We start from the raw sequence: 19,708 nt of genomic DNA, 5'->3' as shown, positions 1-19,708 counted from the left end.
ATTATGTATTTCATCGAAAAAATTTTACAATTAAACGATAATAATTATTCTCACGTTAAGTTTACAGCCCCAGATTAATCTACTTACTTCTATGTCGAATATTGTTTATAAAACCATTTCCGTTCTGTTTGCAACGCTATTTTCATTGTTATTCCTATCCACGGCAACCTCTTGCCAAAAAGATTCTGATCTCTTGTTAGATGCTGTGGTTTATAATGACGAAGCCATTGAAATAGTTTATTTGGAAAGGGGTGGTAACGGCCCAAATCCAAATGCGAATAAGACTGCAGATGATGACCAAGATGGTGTGGCGAATGATCAGGACGATTGTCCTTTCACACCCATCGGTGCCAAAGTGAATGCTCAAGGTTGCGCTGCCAGCCAGTATGACACAGATGAAGATGGTGTTGTTGATAGCATAGATCAGTGCCCCGGAACACCATCTAACGAGTCAGCAGATGCAAGTGGATGTTCGGATCGTCAAAAAAACAAAGAAACTGAAGAAGATCAAAGTGGTCCGGCCGATACGGATAATGACGGTGTGCCAAACGATCAGGATGATTGCCCTTATACTCCAGCCGGTGCTACGGTAAACAATTTTGGCTGTTCCGCAAGTCAGTATGATACGGATAGTGACGGTGTCAACGATAGCCTAGATCAATGTCCGGGAACACTCGCAGGCGAATCCGTTGATGCTTATGGATGTTCATCATACCAAAATGATTCTGATAGTGAAGCTGCACGAGAGGTTGAACCGGGCTTTTTTGTTACGGTTAATGGGCGCTCAAGTAACGATGGGCTTACGGAAAGCACCGCTTGGGACATAGAGCATGCATTGAAAAGTGCGCAACCGGGAGATATAGTATACGTGAAGGCTGGCAACTACGGTGCGGTCAAACTTACAACTACGCGAGCCGGGACAACACAAAACCCTATTTCTTTTATTGGATATAAAAACGTGCCCGGAGATATATACGAAACACAAGGTCCAAGTTATTCGAAAGAGCAATGGGAGTCCAATGGAAAGAACCTTCCTGCTAACATAATGCCATTGCTCGACAACACAGCTCCAAGTAATAATCCACCTATAGACCACAAGGGATTTTATATTCGTCATTCAAACATTATCATAGAAAATTTTATGATTCAGGATTATTATGACGGAATCTTTGTGCAGGGAGCATCAAATGTCGCACTAAAGAATGTTATAACTGCAAGGTTAGGGAATTGGAACCCAAATAGTAATTGTTGGAATCTTGGCGACAGGTCTGATTGTGATAATAGGGTTGGCTATGGCTTGAGATTATCTCAATCAGATAATTTTTTAATTGAGAACTGCCTGGTAATCGATGCAGGGCATGTAGGCATCGATATCATTGGATCAGATTATGGTATAATGTCTGATTCCGAGGTTTGGAGTGCTTCAATAGGAAATGCGACGGATTACAATATTACATTGTATAACAGTAGTCACAACAAGTTGGATAAGATTCGAAGTTATAGAGCTAAAGGTTCGGTAGGAACCTCACATAAGGGAAGAGCCCTGGCGGTAAAATGTGACTCAGATTTTAATGAGGTAAACGGGCTAGACGCGGAAAATTTAAGGTTACAAATTTACTATGGCAGTGATGACAATCAACTAAAAGATATTACTTTAAAAGGTAATGGAGAGGCCGATGATTCAGGAATTCAGATTTTTGGTGATGCCAATCGAAATGTTCTGGAAAACATCGATATAAGTAATGGTAACGGCATCATGTTTTTAGGAGAAGGATTTGAGTGTGTAGGAAATGGTGACGGGCCTTCAGGAAGTGATAATTATTTTAAAAATTTGACACTAACAAACGTTAAGAATGGTACGGGTCAGGCAGCGATAAGTTACCACAGATTAAATTCCAACGGAACCAGTGGAGGAAAAAATTACATAATCGGAGGTACTATTGACGGGGCACCACACTTATTTTGCACCAACAGGCCTGGTGAAATACATATTGAAGACGTCTCGATTAAAAATATTACAGAAGGATATAAAACTTACTATCCCAACTCACAAAGAGGATGGAGAAGCTATGAAATCAAAGAAACCTACCAAAACGTTACATTCAACAACTGCAATTTCCCGAACCCTGTCGATTAGGTTATTTGAATTTAATTATCTCATGGCAAAATTTAAAATTGGTTTTGCCTACCTACTGTTAGACGAATTGATAAGGAAGAATGTAAAAGCCAGGCGTTATGTCTGGCTTTTACGTTTCATCACCTATCAATGGAAACTTACCCTAAAAATTAATTCTTATAATTAATAATTCTCATTTTTGTACCGTATTACTAGATTTCAAGGGATATGTCGCGTGTTAGGAAAACCTTATTAAACGCCAAAGTAGGTGTAATCTTTTATTTTATATCTACTGTAATTTCATTCATTACGCGTCGAATATTCTTGGAATATTTAGGCGATGACTTCATTGGCCTTACAAGTACTTTAAAGAGCATCCTAGGGTTTCTGAACCTTGCTGAGTTAGGCATAGGGGTGGCGATTGGCTTCACACTTTATAAACCACTTTTTGAGAAGAATTCTGCGGAAATTAGCCGTTTGGTGTCCCTAATTGGATATTTATACCGGAGATTGGCCCTTGTCTTACTCTTTCTAGGATTAATTCTGTCCTTATTTTTTCCCATTTTCTTTAAGGGTGAGGAGATTCCATCAATTGTCGTTTATACTGGGTTTTTCTCGTATCTCATTGCTGCCGTCCTTGGCTATGTTATCAATTATTCTTCTGTGGTTCTAAGTGCAGATCAGAAAGGATATGTTATAACTGCATATTCCCAGGGCTCCATAATATGCCGTCAGATAATTCAAGCCTTTATTGCTATCTGGCTTCAAAGCATGATTCTTTGGTTGGTAATGGAACTGCTTTTTGCCGTGATCACGAGCTATTTGATTGATTTTAAAGTAAAAAAAACATATCCATTTCTAAAATCAAGAACCTCCTATCAAGGGAATATTTTGACAGAATACACCAATGAAATAAAAAAGATAAAACAAGTATTTGTTCATAAGCTGTCATCTTTTGTGACCTCGGGTACCGATCAAATATTGATTTACGCGATTATTGACCTGAAAAGTGTGGCATTTTTTGGAAACTACTTCTTGATTACTAATCAATTAAAGGTTTTGACTAACAATTTTTTTTCGGGTATGGCAGCCGGAGTTGGAAATTTAGTGGCGGAAAATAATAAAGCTCAGATACACAAAGTATTTTGGGAGATGATGGGCATACGCTTTTTGATATGTGGTTTTATCACTTTAAATCTAATTTATTTAATTGACCCTTTTATTTCTTTGTGGTTAGGCGAAAAATACATCCTGAATAATCTAATTGTCTACTTAATGATTTTCAACCTAGGCATGAATCTTATTCGGATCCCGATAGACAACTATATTACTGCCTACGGACTATATCACGATACCTGGGCACCAATTACGCAAATGTTGATTAATCTTTTCGTTTCCATATTTTTCGGATTGAGGATGGGCATTGCGGGTATAATGTTAGGTACGAGTATAAGTATGTTTATTATAGTCATGATTTGGAAACCATTTTTTCTTTTCAGAGACGGTTTTAAAATCAATGTCTTAAAACATTATTGGCCTAAATTTTTGACCCTAATTTTTTCATTATTACTGTCTTTTGTAGCAATTAATCTGATTGTCAACGAATTTTTAATTCTAGATACGTCCTCTTACCTAAATTTCGCTTTATTTGTACTGTTCCTGAACTTAATTATTCTATCCTGTCTACCTTTATTTTTATATGTCTTCAATAAAGGCTTCCGAGATTTTTTCCATCGTCTGAAAAAAATGTTAATATGATAAGAGATCCAAAGGTTAGTATTATCATACCCGTATACAATTCTGAAAAATATCTTCCCAATTGTATTGATAGTCTATTAGTACAGACATATAAAAACTTGGAAATCATATTAATAAATGATGGGTCAACCGACGGAAGTGCGGCTATTTGTGATAATTATGCCAAAAATGACCATCGGGTTTTTGTTTTGCATAAATCAAATGAAGGCTCCAGTAGTGCTCGAAACGCAGGATTAAAATTTGCCACTGGTGATTTTATTGGCTTCGTCGATTCTGATGACTTTATCCTTGATTGTATGTACTTCAAATTGCTAAATCACGTTATCACTAATAAGCTGGATATAGCATTTTGCAACTTTACTTCGGCATCATCAAGTTTCTCAGAAATAATAACTGATGAAACCCCCAGAGTTATTTCAATCGATAAATATCTACAGCGAATGGAATTTCATCCCCATGGGGTGTTTAATGTTTGGAACAAACTAATCAAATCAGATCTGGCAAAAAGCACTGAGTTTATTCATGGCAAAATACATCAGGACGCCCTTTATATGTCAGAAATTTTACAGAAATCTAATCGTATCGGGCAGGTTCCAGAATCACTTTATATCTATAATGATTTAAATAAAAGTGTCACTCGGAGTAAATTCAATAACAAGAAATTAGAAGGAATTGAAGTAGTAATTCGCGCCCATTCAAACTTATTGAAAATCTCAAAATCCGAACGCACAAAAAACGCTGTAAAAAAATGGTATTCACAGTGGCTTATAGGCAGATACGCCCTACTATCCAGAAAAAGGGGGTCAATGAAATGGCGAAATCTTAGGTCGCTTGTAAAATCAGAACTAGAAGACAATTATAAAATCAATAATAGAGATTTAAGAATTGAATTAATCCAATATTTACCTTCCAGGATCTTCGGACTGGTTTATACTGGTTATATGAAAATAATTCGGAAAGGAAAAGTTCAGTCAATATAAACATTGATTTGCAGCAATGTTAGAAGGCAAAATTCAAAAACCAATTTCCATCTTCCTGGGATTCCTCATTATAGTAATGATAGTAACCTATTTCACCGGTCTCTACAATGGGACTCAAAAAATAGGATTCACTGTTCTTTTTCCAACCTTATTCTTATTAGCAATAGCTAATGATATAAGAACTTTTTACATAAAAAAAACTGAAATTCTTATATACCTCCTTTTTGTTCTTCTATGTCTTGCAAGTGTATATTATTCAGACTTCGATTTTCAAAGATTTGAAATGGTATACCCAAAAATTATTGCTGCATTTATGGGTGGATATATCGCCTTATCATTTACTAAAAATAAATCATACGAAGACTATTTTCATTTAGCCTATATATTAGCTTCCTTAATGTTATTTTACTCCGAATACAGAACAGGAACATTTGGATTATCCGGCTTTTACAAGCAATCAGGTTCTCGAGCTGTGTTTACTTACAATGCGAATTACTATTCATATTTTTCCTTTTTTGCGAACTTCTCGATTTTCAGATTACATCTTAAATATAAAAACCTATACACCGGCCTCGGACTAATTATAATACCGGTTATATCAATATTGATGTCTTTTGTTACACAATCCAGGTCTGGTTTGATTTTTGTGCTTACTGCGAATATTCTGTTCTGGATTTGGATTAATAAAATCAAGTTTATCAATCCATTAAAACAGTTATTTGCGAAATCAATAATGATTATTACCGGAATTCTAGTTCTCTTTCAATTTTCACGAATTTACTTTCAGTCCAGTATTCAAAGTAGGATAAGTTCTAATATTAGTGAGGATGGGAGAACCTATCTGATGAAAGAAGCTCTGAATGTATTTTTTGAATATCCATTTTTGGGAGTTGGTACAGGAAATTTTGTCAAATACAATCCATATCATCTTTTTTCTCATAACAGTTACACTGAAGCCTTGGCGGAACAAGGTATACTAATTGGTGGTCTTATTATCGTCTTATTTTTTCTTCCATTTATTAAATCCACTAAGCTGCTACTCAGAAACAAAGCCGATTCCAATGTAAAACTGGCTTGGCTATTTTTTGCCTTGTTCATGCTATTAAACAACGTCTACGTGTTTTACGAAGCCTCATACGCAATGTTGTACTTTTTTGTCTATGTAGGCTTCTTATATCACATAGAATCCAAAATTTCAGGATCCCCTAAACTAATTTGATTTAATGAGTGAAAATATGTTCACAAAAAGTCCAAATATTGCCTTTCTACTAGGAAGCCTTTCGGGTAAAGGGGGAATTGAAAGAGTTACTTCTATTATCGGGGAAGGATTAAGCGAAAAGAATGTAGCAAAAGTCCATATAATCAGTTTTCAGCCTTTCCAGCCTAAGAAAGGCTATTCATGGAATGATGAAATATCTTATTTCAACCTTCTCTCCGAACGGAAGGGAATGCGGCAAGGTATTATTGAAGCAGCTCTTAATTTAAGAAAATACCTCTCAAAGAACAAAATTGATATCCTAATTGTATGTGGACATCGCTTTTGCCTTTTAGGTGGCTTATCCGTAATTGGAAAGCAAACAAAAATGATCTATTGGTCCCATTCCAGCTTTTATGGTGAGAAAAACAAATACAAGTGGTGGAATGAACAATTTGGAGGCTTTTTTTCAAAATGTGTTGTCAGTTTAACAAAAGCTGATGTAAACAATTACAAAAATAAGACCCTTTCGAATAACGTTTTTCAAATATATAATCCTATTGATGACAAACTCCTTGAGGATCAATCTGTCTACAATCCCCACACGAATAAAATTATTAGTGTTGGCCGTTTGAATGAGCAAAAGAGATTTGACACCAATTTAATTGAAGTTGCCAAAATTGTACTGCATAAGAATCCTCATCTTGAATGGCATATATATGGTGATGGAGAGTTAAGAGATGTGATCAATAACAAAATAATTGAGAACAATCTGGTAAAAAGAGTGAAATTGATGGGGAATGTCAAAGGCCTATACAATCTTTACAACGAGTATTCGTTGATGGTAATGACTTCGGGATATGAAGGTTTTCCTATGGTTTTGTTAGAGGGCATGTCCAAAAATTTACCATTACTAAGCTTTGATATTCCAACAGGTCCGAATGAGATTATCCAGAATAACAGTAATGGATTCTTGATTCCTGCATTTAATTATTCCGACATGGCTGAGAAAATTGAGTATTTAATGTCAAGTCCGGATATACTAATTTCATTTTCCGAAAATAACAGACAGTACCTACAACCTTTCAGACTTTCAAATATTATGGGACAGTGGTGCCAGCTATTAGTCAAATACATTGAGGACAAAAGCAAAGGCTAGCCGTGTAAGAGAAAATCTTCTGAAATCTGTAAAGGTAGTTGAGTTAAGCTTACAGATAGAAAGTTTAAAATTCTTTGTCTGACATTTAGTGAACATCTGCATTTATTAATACCGTTTTTAAATAATTAAATCGAAATCGTGAAAGTCGAAGTTTTATTTATCACACATGATCTAAAGCCTTACAGAATTCCAATTTTCAATAGGATTTCCGATGATGATTCCATAAATCTCACAATTGCCCATTCTGGCGCTTCTTCAAATTATTTAAATCCTTGCATCAACGAAATAAAACTTGATTTAAAGCAGCTTGGAAGCTTCAAATATTTTGAAAATAAATTATCAACCTTGATTCCAAATTTTGACGTAGTTGTTTGCACTTTCTACGTTATGAATTTATCGTTCCTTAAACTTGCCTTAAATCCATTTAGGAAATACAAAATGATTTTTTGGGGTATTGGGGTTAGGGCATCCTATAAACACAAATTTGACGCCAAGACCCCTGTGAATTATTTGAGGTACCTTCTTGCAAAGGAGTCAGATGCCATGATTTTTTATAGTGATTATGCCAGGAATAAATTTATGCGAAGGGGCTTTCCTCCGGAAAAGCTTTTCGTAATGCAGAATACAGTTGAAGTAATTGAAGTCCCAAATAAATCTTCAAAAAAAGATAAAATACTCTTTGTCGGCAGCTTATATAAGGGTAAAATGGTCTTTGAGTTATTATATGCATTTCAAGAAGCTAGATTGAAAATGCCCTCAACTCCCAGACTATACATAGTGGGAAATGGAAGTGAATACAAAGCCATAGAAAAGTGGATAGAAAATACTTCAAATCAGGATAATATTATATTGCATGGAAGTGAATTCAACGAGCAGATTCTTTCAGAATTGTTCCAAACTTCTATTGCCTGTATATCTCCAGGTCAGGCGGGGCTGACGGTTCTAAAAAGTTTTGGATATGGCGTTCCTTTTATTACACAGGAAGATGCGATTACGGGTGGGGAAAGGTTAAATATAGTGAACGGAGTGAATGGGTTATTATATAAAGAAGAAGAGGAATTAGTTGAGATAATGGTAGACCTATCACTCAATCCAGATAAATATACCAAAATGGGACAAAATGCCAGGGAATTCTATTTTAAAAAGCGAACTCCAGAAATAATGGCTCAAGGATTTATTGATGCTATCGATTATGTTGTAAAATGAAGTATTTAGGTTTTTAAATTCACAATATGCAGAGATATTTGAATTATCTGAAGTCAATATTTTCTTTAAAAAAAATTTTCTACAGGGACGTTTCTGTTTTTTCCTTTTGGGATAAGGATTCATCATTTACAAAATATTCCAGAATCGGCCCCTTTGTAAGACTTCTAAATAGCTCCATTGGAAAGTATACACGAATTAGCAAAGGTTGTTCATTGGTTTATTGTGAGGTAGGGAAATTTTGCTCCTTATCTTCAAAAATTCAGGTTGGGGCTGGCCGGCACCCCTTGAACTATCTCAGTTCAAATCAAATTTTCTACAATAAAAATACCCTAAGCAACAAATGGGTCAAGTCTATTCAATATGAACAGAACTTACCGGTGACTATTGGAAATGATGTGTGGATCGGTACTGATTGTTTAATAATGGGAGGTGTAAAAATTGGTGATGGGGCTGTAATTGGTGCTAAAGCTCTAGTAACTAAAGACATTCCTCCTTATGCAATAGTAGGTGGAGTACCTGCAAAAATTATTAAATATAGATTTAGCCCCGAAATAATTGAAAAACTACTCGAAATCAAATGGTGGGATTTTTCCGATGAAAAGATTTCTGAAAACATTGAGATTTTCAGGAAACCGGATATATCACTTGAGGACCTGAATGCTATCAGAATTTAAACATTGAAAGGGTTATGGTATATCTTCCTATTCATTAGGTTTTCCACTTAAGTGATACACGTAATGCGGAACCTCTTTCTTTTTTTGGAGGCTTCACAGAAAATGGGAATCAAAAAAAGTAGGTTTTGAGTCTTCCCGGATTTCTGGCTTTTAACAATGTATTAGATTTATTATCACTTAATTACCTGGAGAGAAAAATTGATGAATTACTTTAGCCTACTTAAACTACTGCAAAGGGTATATTCATTTAACCGAATAAATAAGTATTCTCACTGATTTATCACCCACGAAGTAATTTCCATATCTATTTTTGTAGAAACATCGCTATGTAACTTCAGAAAAATCTGATTTTTATTATCAGCGATATCCTAATAATTTTATATTCTTGAAAAAAAACCTTATCATTTTCGGTACCCGCCCAGAAGCCATCAAAATGGCACCGCTCGTCAAGACTTTTAAAGGTAATGAACGTTTCCAAACAAAGGTTTGTGTCACGGCTCAACATAGAGAAATGTTGGATCAGGTTTTGGAGTTTTTTGAAATTACCCCGGATTATGATTTGGACTTAATGAAACCAAATCAAAATCTTTACACCCTAACTGCTGATATAATTACAGGGTTAAAAGATGTTCTCGAGTCCTTCAAGCCTGATTACGTTTATGTTCATGGAGATACTTCCACCACCATGGGTGCAAGTATTGCAGCATTTTACTCTGGAGCAAAAGTATGTCATGTTGAAGCAGGACTTAGGACTCATAATAAACTAGCTCCATTTCCGGAAGAAATGAACAGAACCGTAACAGGTCATATCGCAGATTATCATTTTGCGCCAACACAAACCTCATTCTCAAACTTATTAAGGGAGGGTATTAAAGAAGAAAATATTCTTATTACAGGGAATACAGTAATTGATGCACTTCACGAAAGCGTAAAACGGGTAAGTTCATCTGATGATATTGAAATCCAAAAGCTACGAAAGTTCATAAACCCTGAAAAAAAGCTTATTCTAGTTACGGGTCATCGGCGGGAAAACCATGGACAAGGCTTTATCAATATCTGTAACGCCCTCAAAGACCTGGCCGAAGATCGTGGTGATATTCAAATTGTTTACCCGGTTCACTTGAACCCAAAGGTTCAAGAACCTGTAAACCGTATTTTGAGTAATCTATCGAATATACATCTTATTGATCCTCTTACCTACCCCGCTTTTGTTTGGCTTATGAATCAATCCTATTTGGTTATTACGGACAGTGGAGGTGTGCAAGAGGAGGCGCCTAGCCTTGGTAAGCCGGTTTTAGTCATGCGGGATACTACGGAACGTCCAGAGGCTGTGGATGCGGGCACTGTTGTTCTTGTGGGTACCGACAAAACAAAAATATTTAATGAAACATTATCATTACTCAATGATAATGCAAGATATATGCATATGAGCAGGCTTTCTAATCCTTATGGGGATGGTAAAGCAAGCGGACGAATCGTCGACTATATTAATTCCTTGAATTCATGAAAAACCCGGAAGTAGTAATGATTGGTTTAGGCTATATTGGCCTACCAACAGCGGCTTTGATTGCCCAATCCAAGACTCGAGTTTTAGGAGTGGACATTAATCCTGAAGTAGTGGATACCGTTAACAGAGGTAAAATTCATATTGTTGAACCTGAACTCGATGAAGCTGTGGCCTCAGCGGTACGAAATGGCTTTCTGGCGGCGGATACTGCTGCCAAAGAAGCGAAATTCTACCTAGTGGTGGTACCCACCCCGTTTAAAGATAAAAATGAGCCGGATATTTCTTTTGTTGAAGCAGCTACAAGATCTATTTTACCCCTGCTCAAAAAAGGCGATCTGTACATTATTGAATCTACGTCACCGATCGGAACTACAGAAAAAATGGCAGATCTTATTCATTCTGAAAGACCAGAGCTTAAAGGTCACCTCCATATCGCCTATTGTCCCGAACGAGTCCTACCAGGGAATGTCATGTTCGAATTGGTAAATAACGACCGGGTAATTGGTGGCATTAATGAGGCTTCTACAGAAAAAGCTCTGGAATTTTATTCAAAGTACGTGAAAGGTAAATTGCACCCAACCAATGCGCGAACTGCCGAGATGTGTAAGTTGGTTGAAAACTCGTCACGGGATGTACAAATAGCTTTTGCCAATGAACTTTCTCTGATATGTGATAAAGCGGATATAGATGTTTGGGAACTAATCGACCTTGCCAATAAGCACCCAAGAGTTAACATTCTCCGACCTGGCAGTGGCGTGGGCGGTCACTGTATTGCTGTTGACCCTTACTTTATCGTTTCGGATTATCCAATGGAATCGAAAATAATTGGCACAGCCAGGGAGGTAAATAATTATAAGTCTTTTTGGTGCGCTGAAAAAATAAAGAGCACCTCACTTAGTTTCGAATTAAAGAATGGAAGAAAACCTAAAATTGCTCTTATGGGATTGGCTTTTAAACCAAATATTGACGATTTAAGAGAGTCACCGGCCAAATATATTGTTCAGAAGGTTTTACAAAATGCACAGAATGAAGATTTCTTTATTGTAGAACCGAATATTGCGGAACACAAGGTGTTTAAATTGACAGATTATAAAACTGCCTTTAATAAAGCTGACATTGTCGCTTATCTTGTGGCACATAGTGAGTTTTCCGAGCTACCAGAAGATAAAGCCAAGATTATATTAGACTTTGCTGGAACTAAAAACTAGAAAAGTGTTCAAAAACAAAACTTTACTTATCACAGGTGGTACAGGCTCCTTTGGAAATGCCGTACTCAATCGGTTCCTGGAGACCGATATCAAGGAAATCCGAATTTTTAGCCGGGATGAAAAAAAGCAGGACGATATGCGTACCCAGCTTAAAAACCCAAAGGTGAAATTCTATATTGGTGATGTACGTAATTACGACAGCATTGCCCGTGCAATGGTTGGTGTAGACTATGTCTTTCACGCTGCAGCACTGAAACAAGTTCCTTCCTGTGAGTTTTTTCCAATTGAAGCTGCCAAAACCAATGTTTTTGGAACTCAGAATACTATTGATGCGGCGGTTGCTGCCGGGGTGGATAAAATCATTTGCCTTAGCACGGACAAAGCGGCCTACCCCATTAATGCCATGGGAATCAGTAAGGCTCTTATGGAAAAAGTAGCCGTTGCTGCCTCTAGGAATATTCCTGAAGGCGGAACCACAGTATGTCTTACGCGTTACGGAAATGTTATGGCCTCACGAGGTTCTGTAATCCCATTATTCCTGAAACAGATCAAAGAAGGTCTTCCAATAACAGTAACCGATCCTAAAATGACGCGTTTTCTGATGTCTCTCGAGGATGCCGTAGATCTGGTGTTATTTGCCTATGAGCATGGCAATCAAGGAGATCTTTTTGTAAATAAAGCTCCTGCAAGTACGATTGGGGATCTCGCAGAAGCCCTGCGTGAACTTGCGGGGGGTGATAATGAGATTAAGGTAATTGGCACCCGGCATGGTGAGAAGCTTTATGAGACCCTTTGTACCAGGGAAGAAATGCAAAAAGCCAGTGATATGGGCGATTTTTACCGGATTCCGGCAGATAACAGGGATCTGAATTATAGCCGGTACTTTTCACAAGGGGAAGTCAACATTAGCGAGAAAGAGGACTATCACTCCCATAACACGGAGCAACTCTCAATGGATGAACTGAAAGAGACCCTGATGAATCTACAATTCATTCAGGATAACCTATAAATGCCTGTAGAATTAATTCACGGTAATCGTTTCGTAGATAGTCGTGGGGAACTGGACTTTTTTAATTCCTTCGACCTTACGGAAATTGTCAGAATGTATCGGATCAAACCGGCTGACACCCAAATCCCCAGGGCCTGGCAGGGACACAGAAACGAGCAAAAATGGTTTTATTGTCTTACAGGTTCTTTCGTCGTTAATGTTATACCTTTGTCCGAATTTACTCACATTCCTTTAAGAAATACCCCTGAAATATATACCTTACGAGCTGATTTACAGGAAATTCTAAAGATTCCTGCAGGCTATGTAAACGGCTTTAGGGCAATCGAACCAGATTCTGAGCTTCTTGTTTTCTCTAATATGGGTCTTACAGATTCTAAGGCTGATGATATTCGGTTCGGTTTGAGCGACCAGCCATTTATTGAACCAAGTAATACAAAATGAAAATAGGCATAACAGGGCAAGCGGGGTTCGTTGGATCCCATCTTCATAATACCATAAATCTCAGGGACGATACGGAGATAGTCTTTTTTGAGCGTTCTTTTTTCAAATCCGAAGTGAAACTTGACGAGTTTGTTCGTTTATGCGATGTCATTGTACACTTAGCGGCAATGAACAGGCATAAGGATCCTCAAGTAATCTATAAAACGAATATCCATCTCGTAGACCAACTGATTGGGGCCCTGGAGCGAACGGGATCCAAACCTCATATCATCTTTTCTTCTTCCACGCAGGAAGAAAATGACAACCTTTATGGTAAATCTAAAAAAGAAGGGAAGCAGCTTTTTACAAACTGGGCTAATGAATTCGGCGGTCGGTTCACATCCCTAACTATTCCCAATGTGTTTGGGCCCTTTGGCAAGCCAAACTACAATTCTGTAGTTGCTACTTTTTGTTATAAGGTAGCCAGAGGTGAATCTCCAGAGATCATTCAGGACAATGAAATTGGGTTGATTTATATCAATGAGCTTGTGTCTGAAATCGTTAATGCAATATTCTACGAAGTTAGTATGGCTACCTCAGATCAAATTCGCGAACTATCTATTAGCCCGAGGCACAGAAAAAAGGTTTCTGAAATCCTAAATCTATTATTGGAGTACCGAAACAATTACCAAAAAAAAGGTGTATTTCCCGATCTGACTGACAACTTTGGCAGAGCCCTCTTTAATACTTACCGTTGTTATATACCCGAGGATCATTATCCCGTCAGTTTTACAAAGCATACAGATCCTCGAGGCAGTTTTGTGGAAATTACAAGAGCAAACACTCCAGGACAGTTCTCCTTTTCAACTACCGTGCCCGGAATAACCCGCGGTAATCATTTCCACACCCGTAAGGCTGAGCGTTTTGCCGTAATTCAGGGCAAAGCAAGAATACAGTTACGCAGGATAGGAACTAATGAAATAATAAATTATGAAATGGATGGAGCTAAGCCTTCATATGTGGATATGCCTATTTGGTATACGCACAATATCACCAATACAGGTGATGAAGAATTGATTACTCTTTTCTGGATCAACGAACCCTTTGATCCAGAGGATCCGGATACTTATTTTGAAGATGTACAAATTTGAATAACATGCTAAAGAAGTTAAAAGTCGTTACCGTGGTCGGCACGAGGCCCGAAATCATAAGACTCGCCTCCGTACTTAAAGCTTTAGACGTCAGTGAGGCCATTGAACATACACTCATCCATACCGGACAGAATTACGACTATGAACTCAATGAGATTTTCTTTGAAGATATGGGTATCCGTAAACCGGATCACTTCTTAAATGCCGCTGGAAAGAATGCCTCGGAAACAGTTGGAAAAATCCTGATTGCCATAGATCCCTTATTGGAAAAAATTACACCTGACGCTTTTCTGGTCCTTGGGGATACCAACAGTTGTCTATGCGCTATCCCTGCCAAAAAACGAAAAATCCCAGTATTTCATATGGAAGCAGGAAACCGTTGTTTTGACCAGCGGGTACCCGAAGAAACCAACCGAAAAATTGTGGATCACATAGCGGATATTAATCTTACTTACAGTGATATTGCGCGGGAATACCTCTTGAGGGAAGGCCTGTCACCTGATCGGGTAATTAAAACCGGAAGCCCAATGTATGAGGTACTTAACAGTCTGAAGGATAAGATTGAAGCCTCGCCTATTCTGGATACTCTTGGGCTGAAAAAGTATGGATACTTCGTAGTTTCCTCCCATCGGGAAGAAAATATCAGCAATCCCAGAAACTTTAATGGACTCATGGAGTCCCTGAATCAAATCGCTGAAAAATACGATTATCCGGTCATTGTTTCGACGCATCCCCGGACCCGCAATATGCTGGAATCCAAAAAGATTAGTGCACATAAGAATATACAGTTTCTCAAGCCTTTAGGTTTTTCAGATTACAATGCGCTGCAGTTACACTCCTATGCAGTCCTTTCTGACAGTGGCACCATTTCCGAGGAATCATCCATTTTGAATTTCAGAGCACTTAATATCCGTGAGGCGCACGAGCGACCGGAAGCCATGGAGGAGGCTTCTGTCATGATGGTAGGTTTGCAACCGGAACGCATTTTACAGGCCCTTGAAGTACTAAAATCACAGAAACGAAATCCGGAACGGAATTTTCGTGAGGTAAGTGACTATTCCATGCCTAATGTAAGTGACAAAGTTGTAAGAATTATCCTCTCATACACGGATTATATCAATCGCGTAGTCTGGTCTAAATAAACGTATAATGAAAGTAGTTTTTTTAGCGCTTAGTTTCTCGGATGTAAGAAATTCTTCTAATCTCTATGTGGATTTGATGCATGAATTTCGATCCCAGGGCCATGAGGTTTTTGTCATCGCGCCATCGATTGATGATGAGAAAAAATCACAGTTGAAAGATGAATGTGGTGTCAAGGTACTTCGCGTACCCACCTTGAAGTTATTTGGGACAGGGAAAATTATGAAAGGAATTTCCAACATGCTTCTTCCCAGACAATTCAAAAGAGCACTTAAAAGACACAATGTGCCTTTAGATTTTGACTTGATAATTTTACCGACTCCGCCAATAACCCTCATTGATGTAGGCCTCTGGCTGAAAAAAAAATCGGGAGGAATTCTCTACCTGATATTGCGAGATATCTTTCCTCAAAATGCTGTAGACCTTAAAATGATGAAACCAAAAGGTCCGGTTTATCAATATTTTAGAAAAAAAGAGGTCGAACTTTATAATGGTTCGGACAGCATTGGCTGTATGTCACCAGCAAATATAAGGTATGTCCTTGAACATAACCCATATCTCGACCCATCAAAATTACATCTCTTGCCAAATTGGGAGAAGGCCCATGAGGTACCTTCCGACAAGGATGATGATGAAATCAGGGAGCGCTATGGGCTGAAGGATAAATTCGTTGTTATTTTCGGCGGAGGACATGGACTACCGCAAAGAATGGAGAACGTGCTTGATCTTGCGAAAGAATGCGAAGATTACCATGATATTTTGTTCTTTCTTGTGGGTCCTGGTACAGAAAAGAAGCGGCTGGAAAGGCTGGCAAAAGAAATGGAGTTAGAAAATGTATCGTTTATGGATTACGTTCCCCGATACGATTTTAATAAGGTATTGAGTCTTGCCGATGTCGGTCTGATCTCCTTGAATCAGGATTTTACCATTCCAAACTTTCCCTCAAAGGTGAATTCCTATTTCTCAAATAAAATACCAGTTCTGGCATCTATTGATGTTAATACGGATTTTGGAACCATGCTGGAGGAGAGAAGATGTGGTTTATGGTCTGAGGCCGGAAATACTGCTTCGTTTAAGAAAAACTTATTACGACTCTACAACGATGAAAATCTCCGTAAAGAATTTGGAGAAAACGGGTATAACTATTTGATCAATAATTTATTACCACACCACGCATATGATATTATATGCAATAACATTTAAATGTAGGTAAATTCATCCGATAAGGAGGAATTATCTGCAATTTGCCGATTTATCTTTATCGAATTTTACATTGCTCCTAACTTGCATATTAATCCTTGGGTAGACCTATTTTTCCCCTTGGTTTCCCATTGGTTTTCCGGATTCGAATAAGTACGGCTGAACGAAGATTCCAGCTTGAAACGAAAAGAGATGCTTGAAAAATTAAGACGAAATATTTTCTGGATGCTTGATACCTACAAGGGCAGTAAGGTAAAGGCTCATATGGAAGAGATCTCATATATTCTTGAAAATATCAATTCAGAGGAAGTCACTGTCAAGAGAAAATCCGCCCTGGACGAACTCCTTCAACATGCAGTAAATAATACAAAATTTTATAGCCCTTATAAATATTACAATGAATTGTCCGACTTCCCAATAATAACCAAAATGGACATTCGGGAAAATTACAAGGATTTCATTGTAAATGATCCAAAATTTAAACCGGAATTTGAGATTTCAACCAGTGGTACGACGGGTGTTCCATTCAGTGTTTGCCAGGATTTGAATAAAAAAAACAGGAATACAGCTGACACGCTTTATTTTGCAGAGAAGGGAGGCTTTGAAATAGGCGATCGACTCTATTATATTCGGTTTTGGTCAAAGCAAACCAGCAGGTCTGCTTTTGCTCAGTTTGTTACCAATATTAAACAAATCCATGTCTTCGATCTGTCTGCTTCTTTTTTGAAGTCTCTGATTGCAAGGATGAACAAGGATGCATCCCGCAAAGCGCTTTTAGGGTATTCTTCAGCATTATCTGAATTGGTCAGATATATGAAGGCCAATGAAAAACCACCTCTTAAAAACCCTTTCAAATCTATTATCACCATGGCTGAAGGGATTAGTAATAAACAGAGAGAAGAACTGCAATCCTATCTTGGAGCACCTGTAATTTCAAGGTATTCAAATTCTGAAAATGGGATATTTGCCCAACAAATAATTGGGGGAGGGAAAGATTACCACATTAATTGGGCAAGTTATGAAGTTGAAGTCCTGGATTTAAATGAAAATGTGCCTGCAAAACCTGGTGAAGTTGGCAGGATTGTCATTACAGATCTGTTTAACTACTGCATGCCGATCATTCGATATGATACCGGAGACCTGGGAATCCTCTCAAAGGAAAATACGCATTTCAATCGTGCTCCCACATTGAGATCCATAGAAGGTCGGAGAATGGATGTAATATACAACACCAAAGGGGAAGCTCTATCTCCCTATGTCGCTTATGAAATGGAATATTTTCCTGAACTCAAGCAATTTCAATTGATACAGGAAGAAAAGAATAAATACACTGTAAAGGTCAATTTAGATGGAGTCTTCGAAAGTGAAGAAGCTGCGACCAAGAGACTAATGGCACAACTGGGTAAAGATGCCATCATAAACTTTGAATATGTGGATGAATTTCCACAATTGGCATCCGGAAAAAGACGTTTAGCAGTGAATAACTATAAAAACTGACAGAACTTCTCTTAATTTTGACCCAGGAATACAAACCATACCATCCAAATCACATGAAATCGATCTATCCTTTTGTTAAAAGAACCCTGGACGCATTTACAGCAGCAATCTTGCTGATCTTGCTTTCGCCCATCATTCTTCTCCTTTTTCTTTTATTGAGCATTGCAAATAATGGAAGCCCCATATTTTATCAAAGAAGGCCAGGAAAAGATGAAAAAATATTCACGATATGCAAGTTCAAAACCATGACCGATAAAACGGATCAGGACGGCAATTTACTACCCGACGGTCAACGTGTGACCAGAATAGGGAGCTTCATCCGTAAGACCTCCCTTGATGAGATACCACAACTATTCAATGTACTTAAAGGGGATATGAGTTTTGTAGGGCCTAGACCATTATTGGTCAGGTACCTGCCCTACTACACCCCGAAAGAAAAGATAAGACATAGTGTGCGTCCAGGGATATCAGGACTTGCTCAGGTTTCTGTTGAACGCAATGTTCTCAAATGGGATCAGAGATTCAGGTTGGATATAGAATATGTTGAAAACATTTCCTTTCTCCTGGACCTTAAAATATTATTTTGGACTTTCTTAAAAGTAATTAGACCAAAGGATGTTATAGTAGATCCGACAGTCGTTCTCCCTGCGCTCGATGTTGAACGTAAATCGCAAATGGCCTGAATGCACCTTTTTGGATTCAAGGAATACTTTAGGATGCAATGGAGTACTGTTCCCATTCATCCTAAAAAAAAAGAAGGTTCGCTTTCCACAAGCTACATGAAGTTGGGGACCAAAAAGGGAAGACTTTCCATTTATCCGATTAATCCTGGATTTTATCGATAGCAACCCTTTTTTTTTAGTTATCGGAACCAGTTATTCGTAATTTTACAAAAAAAATTGAGTTCATCATCCGGTAATCTAAAAACCTCGCAAAAACTATTTCACAAGTCCCCGATTGCAGGATTGGGATACTATTGGTAGTAGTAATTCTTGTTTGGTATCGTTGAGATTTAGCCTTGGCTGGTACCCCGGGAATCAAGTAGCGAAATTGGTTTTCTTATTTACCGATTAACCATTATTGGATGACAAAACGGCTACTATTCAGAATCATACCGGCCTTTTTAGCTTTTGTGGCGCTTTACCTGTTATCCCGGTCTTCAGAACCTGGTACCTCAGATTATGAACTCCTGGCTAATGCCGGTTATAAAAAATCGGATGCTAGAGGCTTGTTCGGCGATGATTATTCCGAGGGTGGTTTACCGGCTGTCTCAAGCGGTTCTAAAGCCGGTCCATCAGATGCCTATCAATTTATTCGGACAACACTTCTAGAAGCTGCCATACCTGTTGTTCCTGTGGGCAAATTTTTAAATGGCAACATGCCTGTGACCACCCCGGATGATGTCAACGGCCCCTTTGCCCCTGCCCTGCTCTCTCAGACCGGTGCCTTCTCTGATATGATTAACCTTACGGTCAGTCCCGGGGTTAT

At 38.1% G+C, this 19,708-nt stretch carries 17 protein-coding genes; all 17 read left to right on the top strand.

From position 1 onward, the window contains the following. The first annotated feature begins 91 nt into the window (after positions 1-91). On the top strand, positions 92-2,137 hold the full coding sequence (locus QU605_RS15095; RefSeq protein WP_289726167.1) for a right-handed parallel beta-helix repeat-containing protein: 2,046 nt from the start codon (positions 92-94) through the stop codon (positions 2,135-2,137). A 207-nt stretch (positions 2,138-2,344) separates the two neighbouring features. After that, positions 2,345-3,874 (top strand): hypothetical protein, encoded by a 1,530-nt coding sequence (locus tag QU605_RS15090; protein WP_289726166.1) that lies wholly within the window; start codon positions 2,345-2,347, stop codon positions 3,872-3,874. Continuing rightward, positions 3,871-4,854, top strand: a complete 984-nt coding sequence (locus QU605_RS15085; RefSeq protein WP_289726165.1) for a glycosyltransferase — start codon at positions 3,871-3,873, stop codon at positions 4,852-4,854. The genes QU605_RS15090 and QU605_RS15085 overlap by 4 nt, the downstream gene beginning before the upstream one ends. A gap of 16 nt (positions 4,855-4,870) precedes the next feature. After that, positions 4,871-6,073, top strand: a complete 1,203-nt coding sequence (locus QU605_RS15080; RefSeq protein ID WP_289726164.1) for an O-antigen ligase family protein — start codon at positions 4,871-4,873, stop codon at positions 6,071-6,073. A 4-nt stretch (positions 6,074-6,077) separates the two neighbouring features. Further along, entirely contained in the window at positions 6,078-7,208 is a 1,131-nt protein-coding gene (locus tag QU605_RS15075; RefSeq protein ID WP_289726163.1) for a glycosyltransferase, read from the top strand. A 138-nt stretch (positions 7,209-7,346) separates the two neighbouring features. Beyond that, positions 7,347-8,414 (top strand): glycosyltransferase family 4 protein, encoded by a 1,068-nt coding sequence (locus QU605_RS15070; protein ID WP_289726162.1) that lies wholly within the window; start codon positions 7,347-7,349, stop codon positions 8,412-8,414. Positions 8,415-8,440: 26 nt separating this feature from the next. Then, positions 8,441-9,088 (top strand): CatB-related O-acetyltransferase, encoded by a 648-nt coding sequence (locus QU605_RS15065; RefSeq protein WP_289726161.1) that lies wholly within the window; start codon positions 8,441-8,443, stop codon positions 9,086-9,088. Positions 9,089-9,473: 385 nt separating this feature from the next. Then, on the top strand, positions 9,474-10,595 hold the full coding sequence (wecB, locus tag QU605_RS15060; protein ID WP_289726160.1) for a non-hydrolyzing UDP-N-acetylglucosamine 2-epimerase: 1,122 nt from the start codon (positions 9,474-9,476) through the stop codon (positions 10,593-10,595). Further along, positions 10,592-11,803 carry a UDP-N-acetyl-D-mannosamine dehydrogenase gene (gene wecC / locus QU605_RS15055; protein ID WP_289726159.1) on the top strand — a complete coding sequence of 404 codons (1,212 nt, stop codon included), beginning with the start codon at positions 10,592-10,594 and terminating at the stop codon, positions 11,801-11,803. Before wecB (QU605_RS15060) ends, wecC begins: the two co-directional genes overlap by 4 nt. A 4-nt stretch (positions 11,804-11,807) precedes the next feature. Further along, positions 11,808-12,812, top strand: a complete 1,005-nt coding sequence (locus tag QU605_RS15050) for a polysaccharide biosynthesis protein (protein ID WP_289726158.1) — start codon at positions 11,808-11,810, stop codon at positions 12,810-12,812. After that, positions 12,813-13,253 carry a cupin domain-containing protein gene (locus tag QU605_RS15045; RefSeq protein ID WP_289726157.1) on the top strand — a complete coding sequence of 147 codons (441 nt, stop codon included), beginning with the start codon at positions 12,813-12,815 and terminating at the stop codon, positions 13,251-13,253. Further along, positions 13,250-14,383, top strand: a complete 1,134-nt coding sequence (locus QU605_RS15040; RefSeq protein ID WP_289726156.1) for a polysaccharide biosynthesis C-terminal domain-containing protein — start codon at positions 13,250-13,252, stop codon at positions 14,381-14,383. Before QU605_RS15045 ends, QU605_RS15040 begins: the two co-directional genes overlap by 4 nt. Before the next feature lie 5 nt (positions 14,384-14,388). Next, positions 14,389-15,525, top strand: a complete 1,137-nt coding sequence (gene wecB / locus QU605_RS15035; RefSeq protein ID WP_289726155.1) for a non-hydrolyzing UDP-N-acetylglucosamine 2-epimerase — start codon at positions 14,389-14,391, stop codon at positions 15,523-15,525. A 7-nt stretch (positions 15,526-15,532) separates the two neighbouring features. Further along, positions 15,533-16,726: a glycosyltransferase family 4 protein gene (locus tag QU605_RS15030; protein WP_289726154.1), complete on the top strand. Its 1,194-nt coding sequence runs from the start codon at positions 15,533-15,535 to the stop codon at positions 16,724-16,726. 189 nt (positions 16,727-16,915) lie between these two features. Continuing rightward, positions 16,916-18,220 (top strand): phenylacetate--CoA ligase family protein, encoded by a 1,305-nt coding sequence (locus QU605_RS15025; protein ID WP_289726153.1) that lies wholly within the window; start codon positions 16,916-16,918, stop codon positions 18,218-18,220. Between the two features lie 53 nt (positions 18,221-18,273). Next, positions 18,274-18,903, top strand: coding sequence for a sugar transferase (locus QU605_RS15020; RefSeq protein ID WP_289726152.1), 630 nt, complete (start codon positions 18,274-18,276; stop codon positions 18,901-18,903). Positions 18,904-19,304: 401 nt separating this feature from the next. Then, positions 19,305-19,708 (top strand): hypothetical protein (locus QU605_RS15015; RefSeq protein WP_289726151.1); only part of this gene is annotated, 404 nt, incomplete at its 3' end.

Source organism: Robiginitalea aurantiaca (assembly GCF_030380815.1).
Classification (GTDB): domain Bacteria; phylum Bacteroidota; class Bacteroidia; order Flavobacteriales; family Flavobacteriaceae; genus Robiginitalea; species Robiginitalea aurantiaca.
The sequence above is the reverse complement of the archived record's forward strand: the minus strand, read 5'-3'. Positions and strand labels throughout refer to the sequence as shown.

Bases quoted from the DNA above. Each gene is read 5' to 3' on its own strand.
- QU605_RS15095 (WP_289726167.1), top strand. From the start codon at position 92: ATGTCGAATATTGTTTATAAAACCATTTCCGTTCTGTTTGCAACGCTA.
- QU605_RS15090 (WP_289726166.1), top strand. From the start codon at position 2,345: ATGTCGCGTGTTAGGAAAACCTTATTAAACGCCAAAGTAGGTGTAATC.
- QU605_RS15085 (WP_289726165.1), top strand. From the start codon at position 3,871: ATGATAAGAGATCCAAAGGTTAGTATTATCATACCCGTATACAATTCT.
- QU605_RS15080 (WP_289726164.1), top strand. From the start codon at position 4,871: ATGTTAGAAGGCAAAATTCAAAAACCAATTTCCATCTTCCTGGGATTC.
- QU605_RS15075 (WP_289726163.1), top strand. From the start codon at position 6,078: ATGAGTGAAAATATGTTCACAAAAAGTCCAAATATTGCCTTTCTACTA.
- QU605_RS15065 (WP_289726161.1), top strand. From the start codon at position 8,441: ATGCAGAGATATTTGAATTATCTGAAGTCAATATTTTCTTTAAAAAAA.
- wecC (WP_289726159.1), top strand. From the start codon at position 10,592: ATGAAAAACCCGGAAGTAGTAATGATTGGTTTAGGCTATATTGGCCTA.
- QU605_RS15045 (WP_289726157.1), top strand. From the start codon at position 12,813: ATGCCTGTAGAATTAATTCACGGTAATCGTTTCGTAGATAGTCGTGGG.
- QU605_RS15040 (WP_289726156.1), top strand. From the start codon at position 13,250: ATGAAAATAGGCATAACAGGGCAAGCGGGGTTCGTTGGATCCCATCTT.
- wecB (WP_289726155.1), top strand. From the start codon at position 14,389: ATGCTAAAGAAGTTAAAAGTCGTTACCGTGGTCGGCACGAGGCCCGAA.
- QU605_RS15030 (WP_289726154.1), top strand. From the start codon at position 15,533: ATGAAAGTAGTTTTTTTAGCGCTTAGTTTCTCGGATGTAAGAAATTCT.
- QU605_RS15025 (WP_289726153.1), top strand. From the start codon at position 16,916: ATGCTTGAAAAATTAAGACGAAATATTTTCTGGATGCTTGATACCTAC.
- QU605_RS15020 (WP_289726152.1), top strand. From the start codon at position 18,274: ATGAAATCGATCTATCCTTTTGTTAAAAGAACCCTGGACGCATTTACA.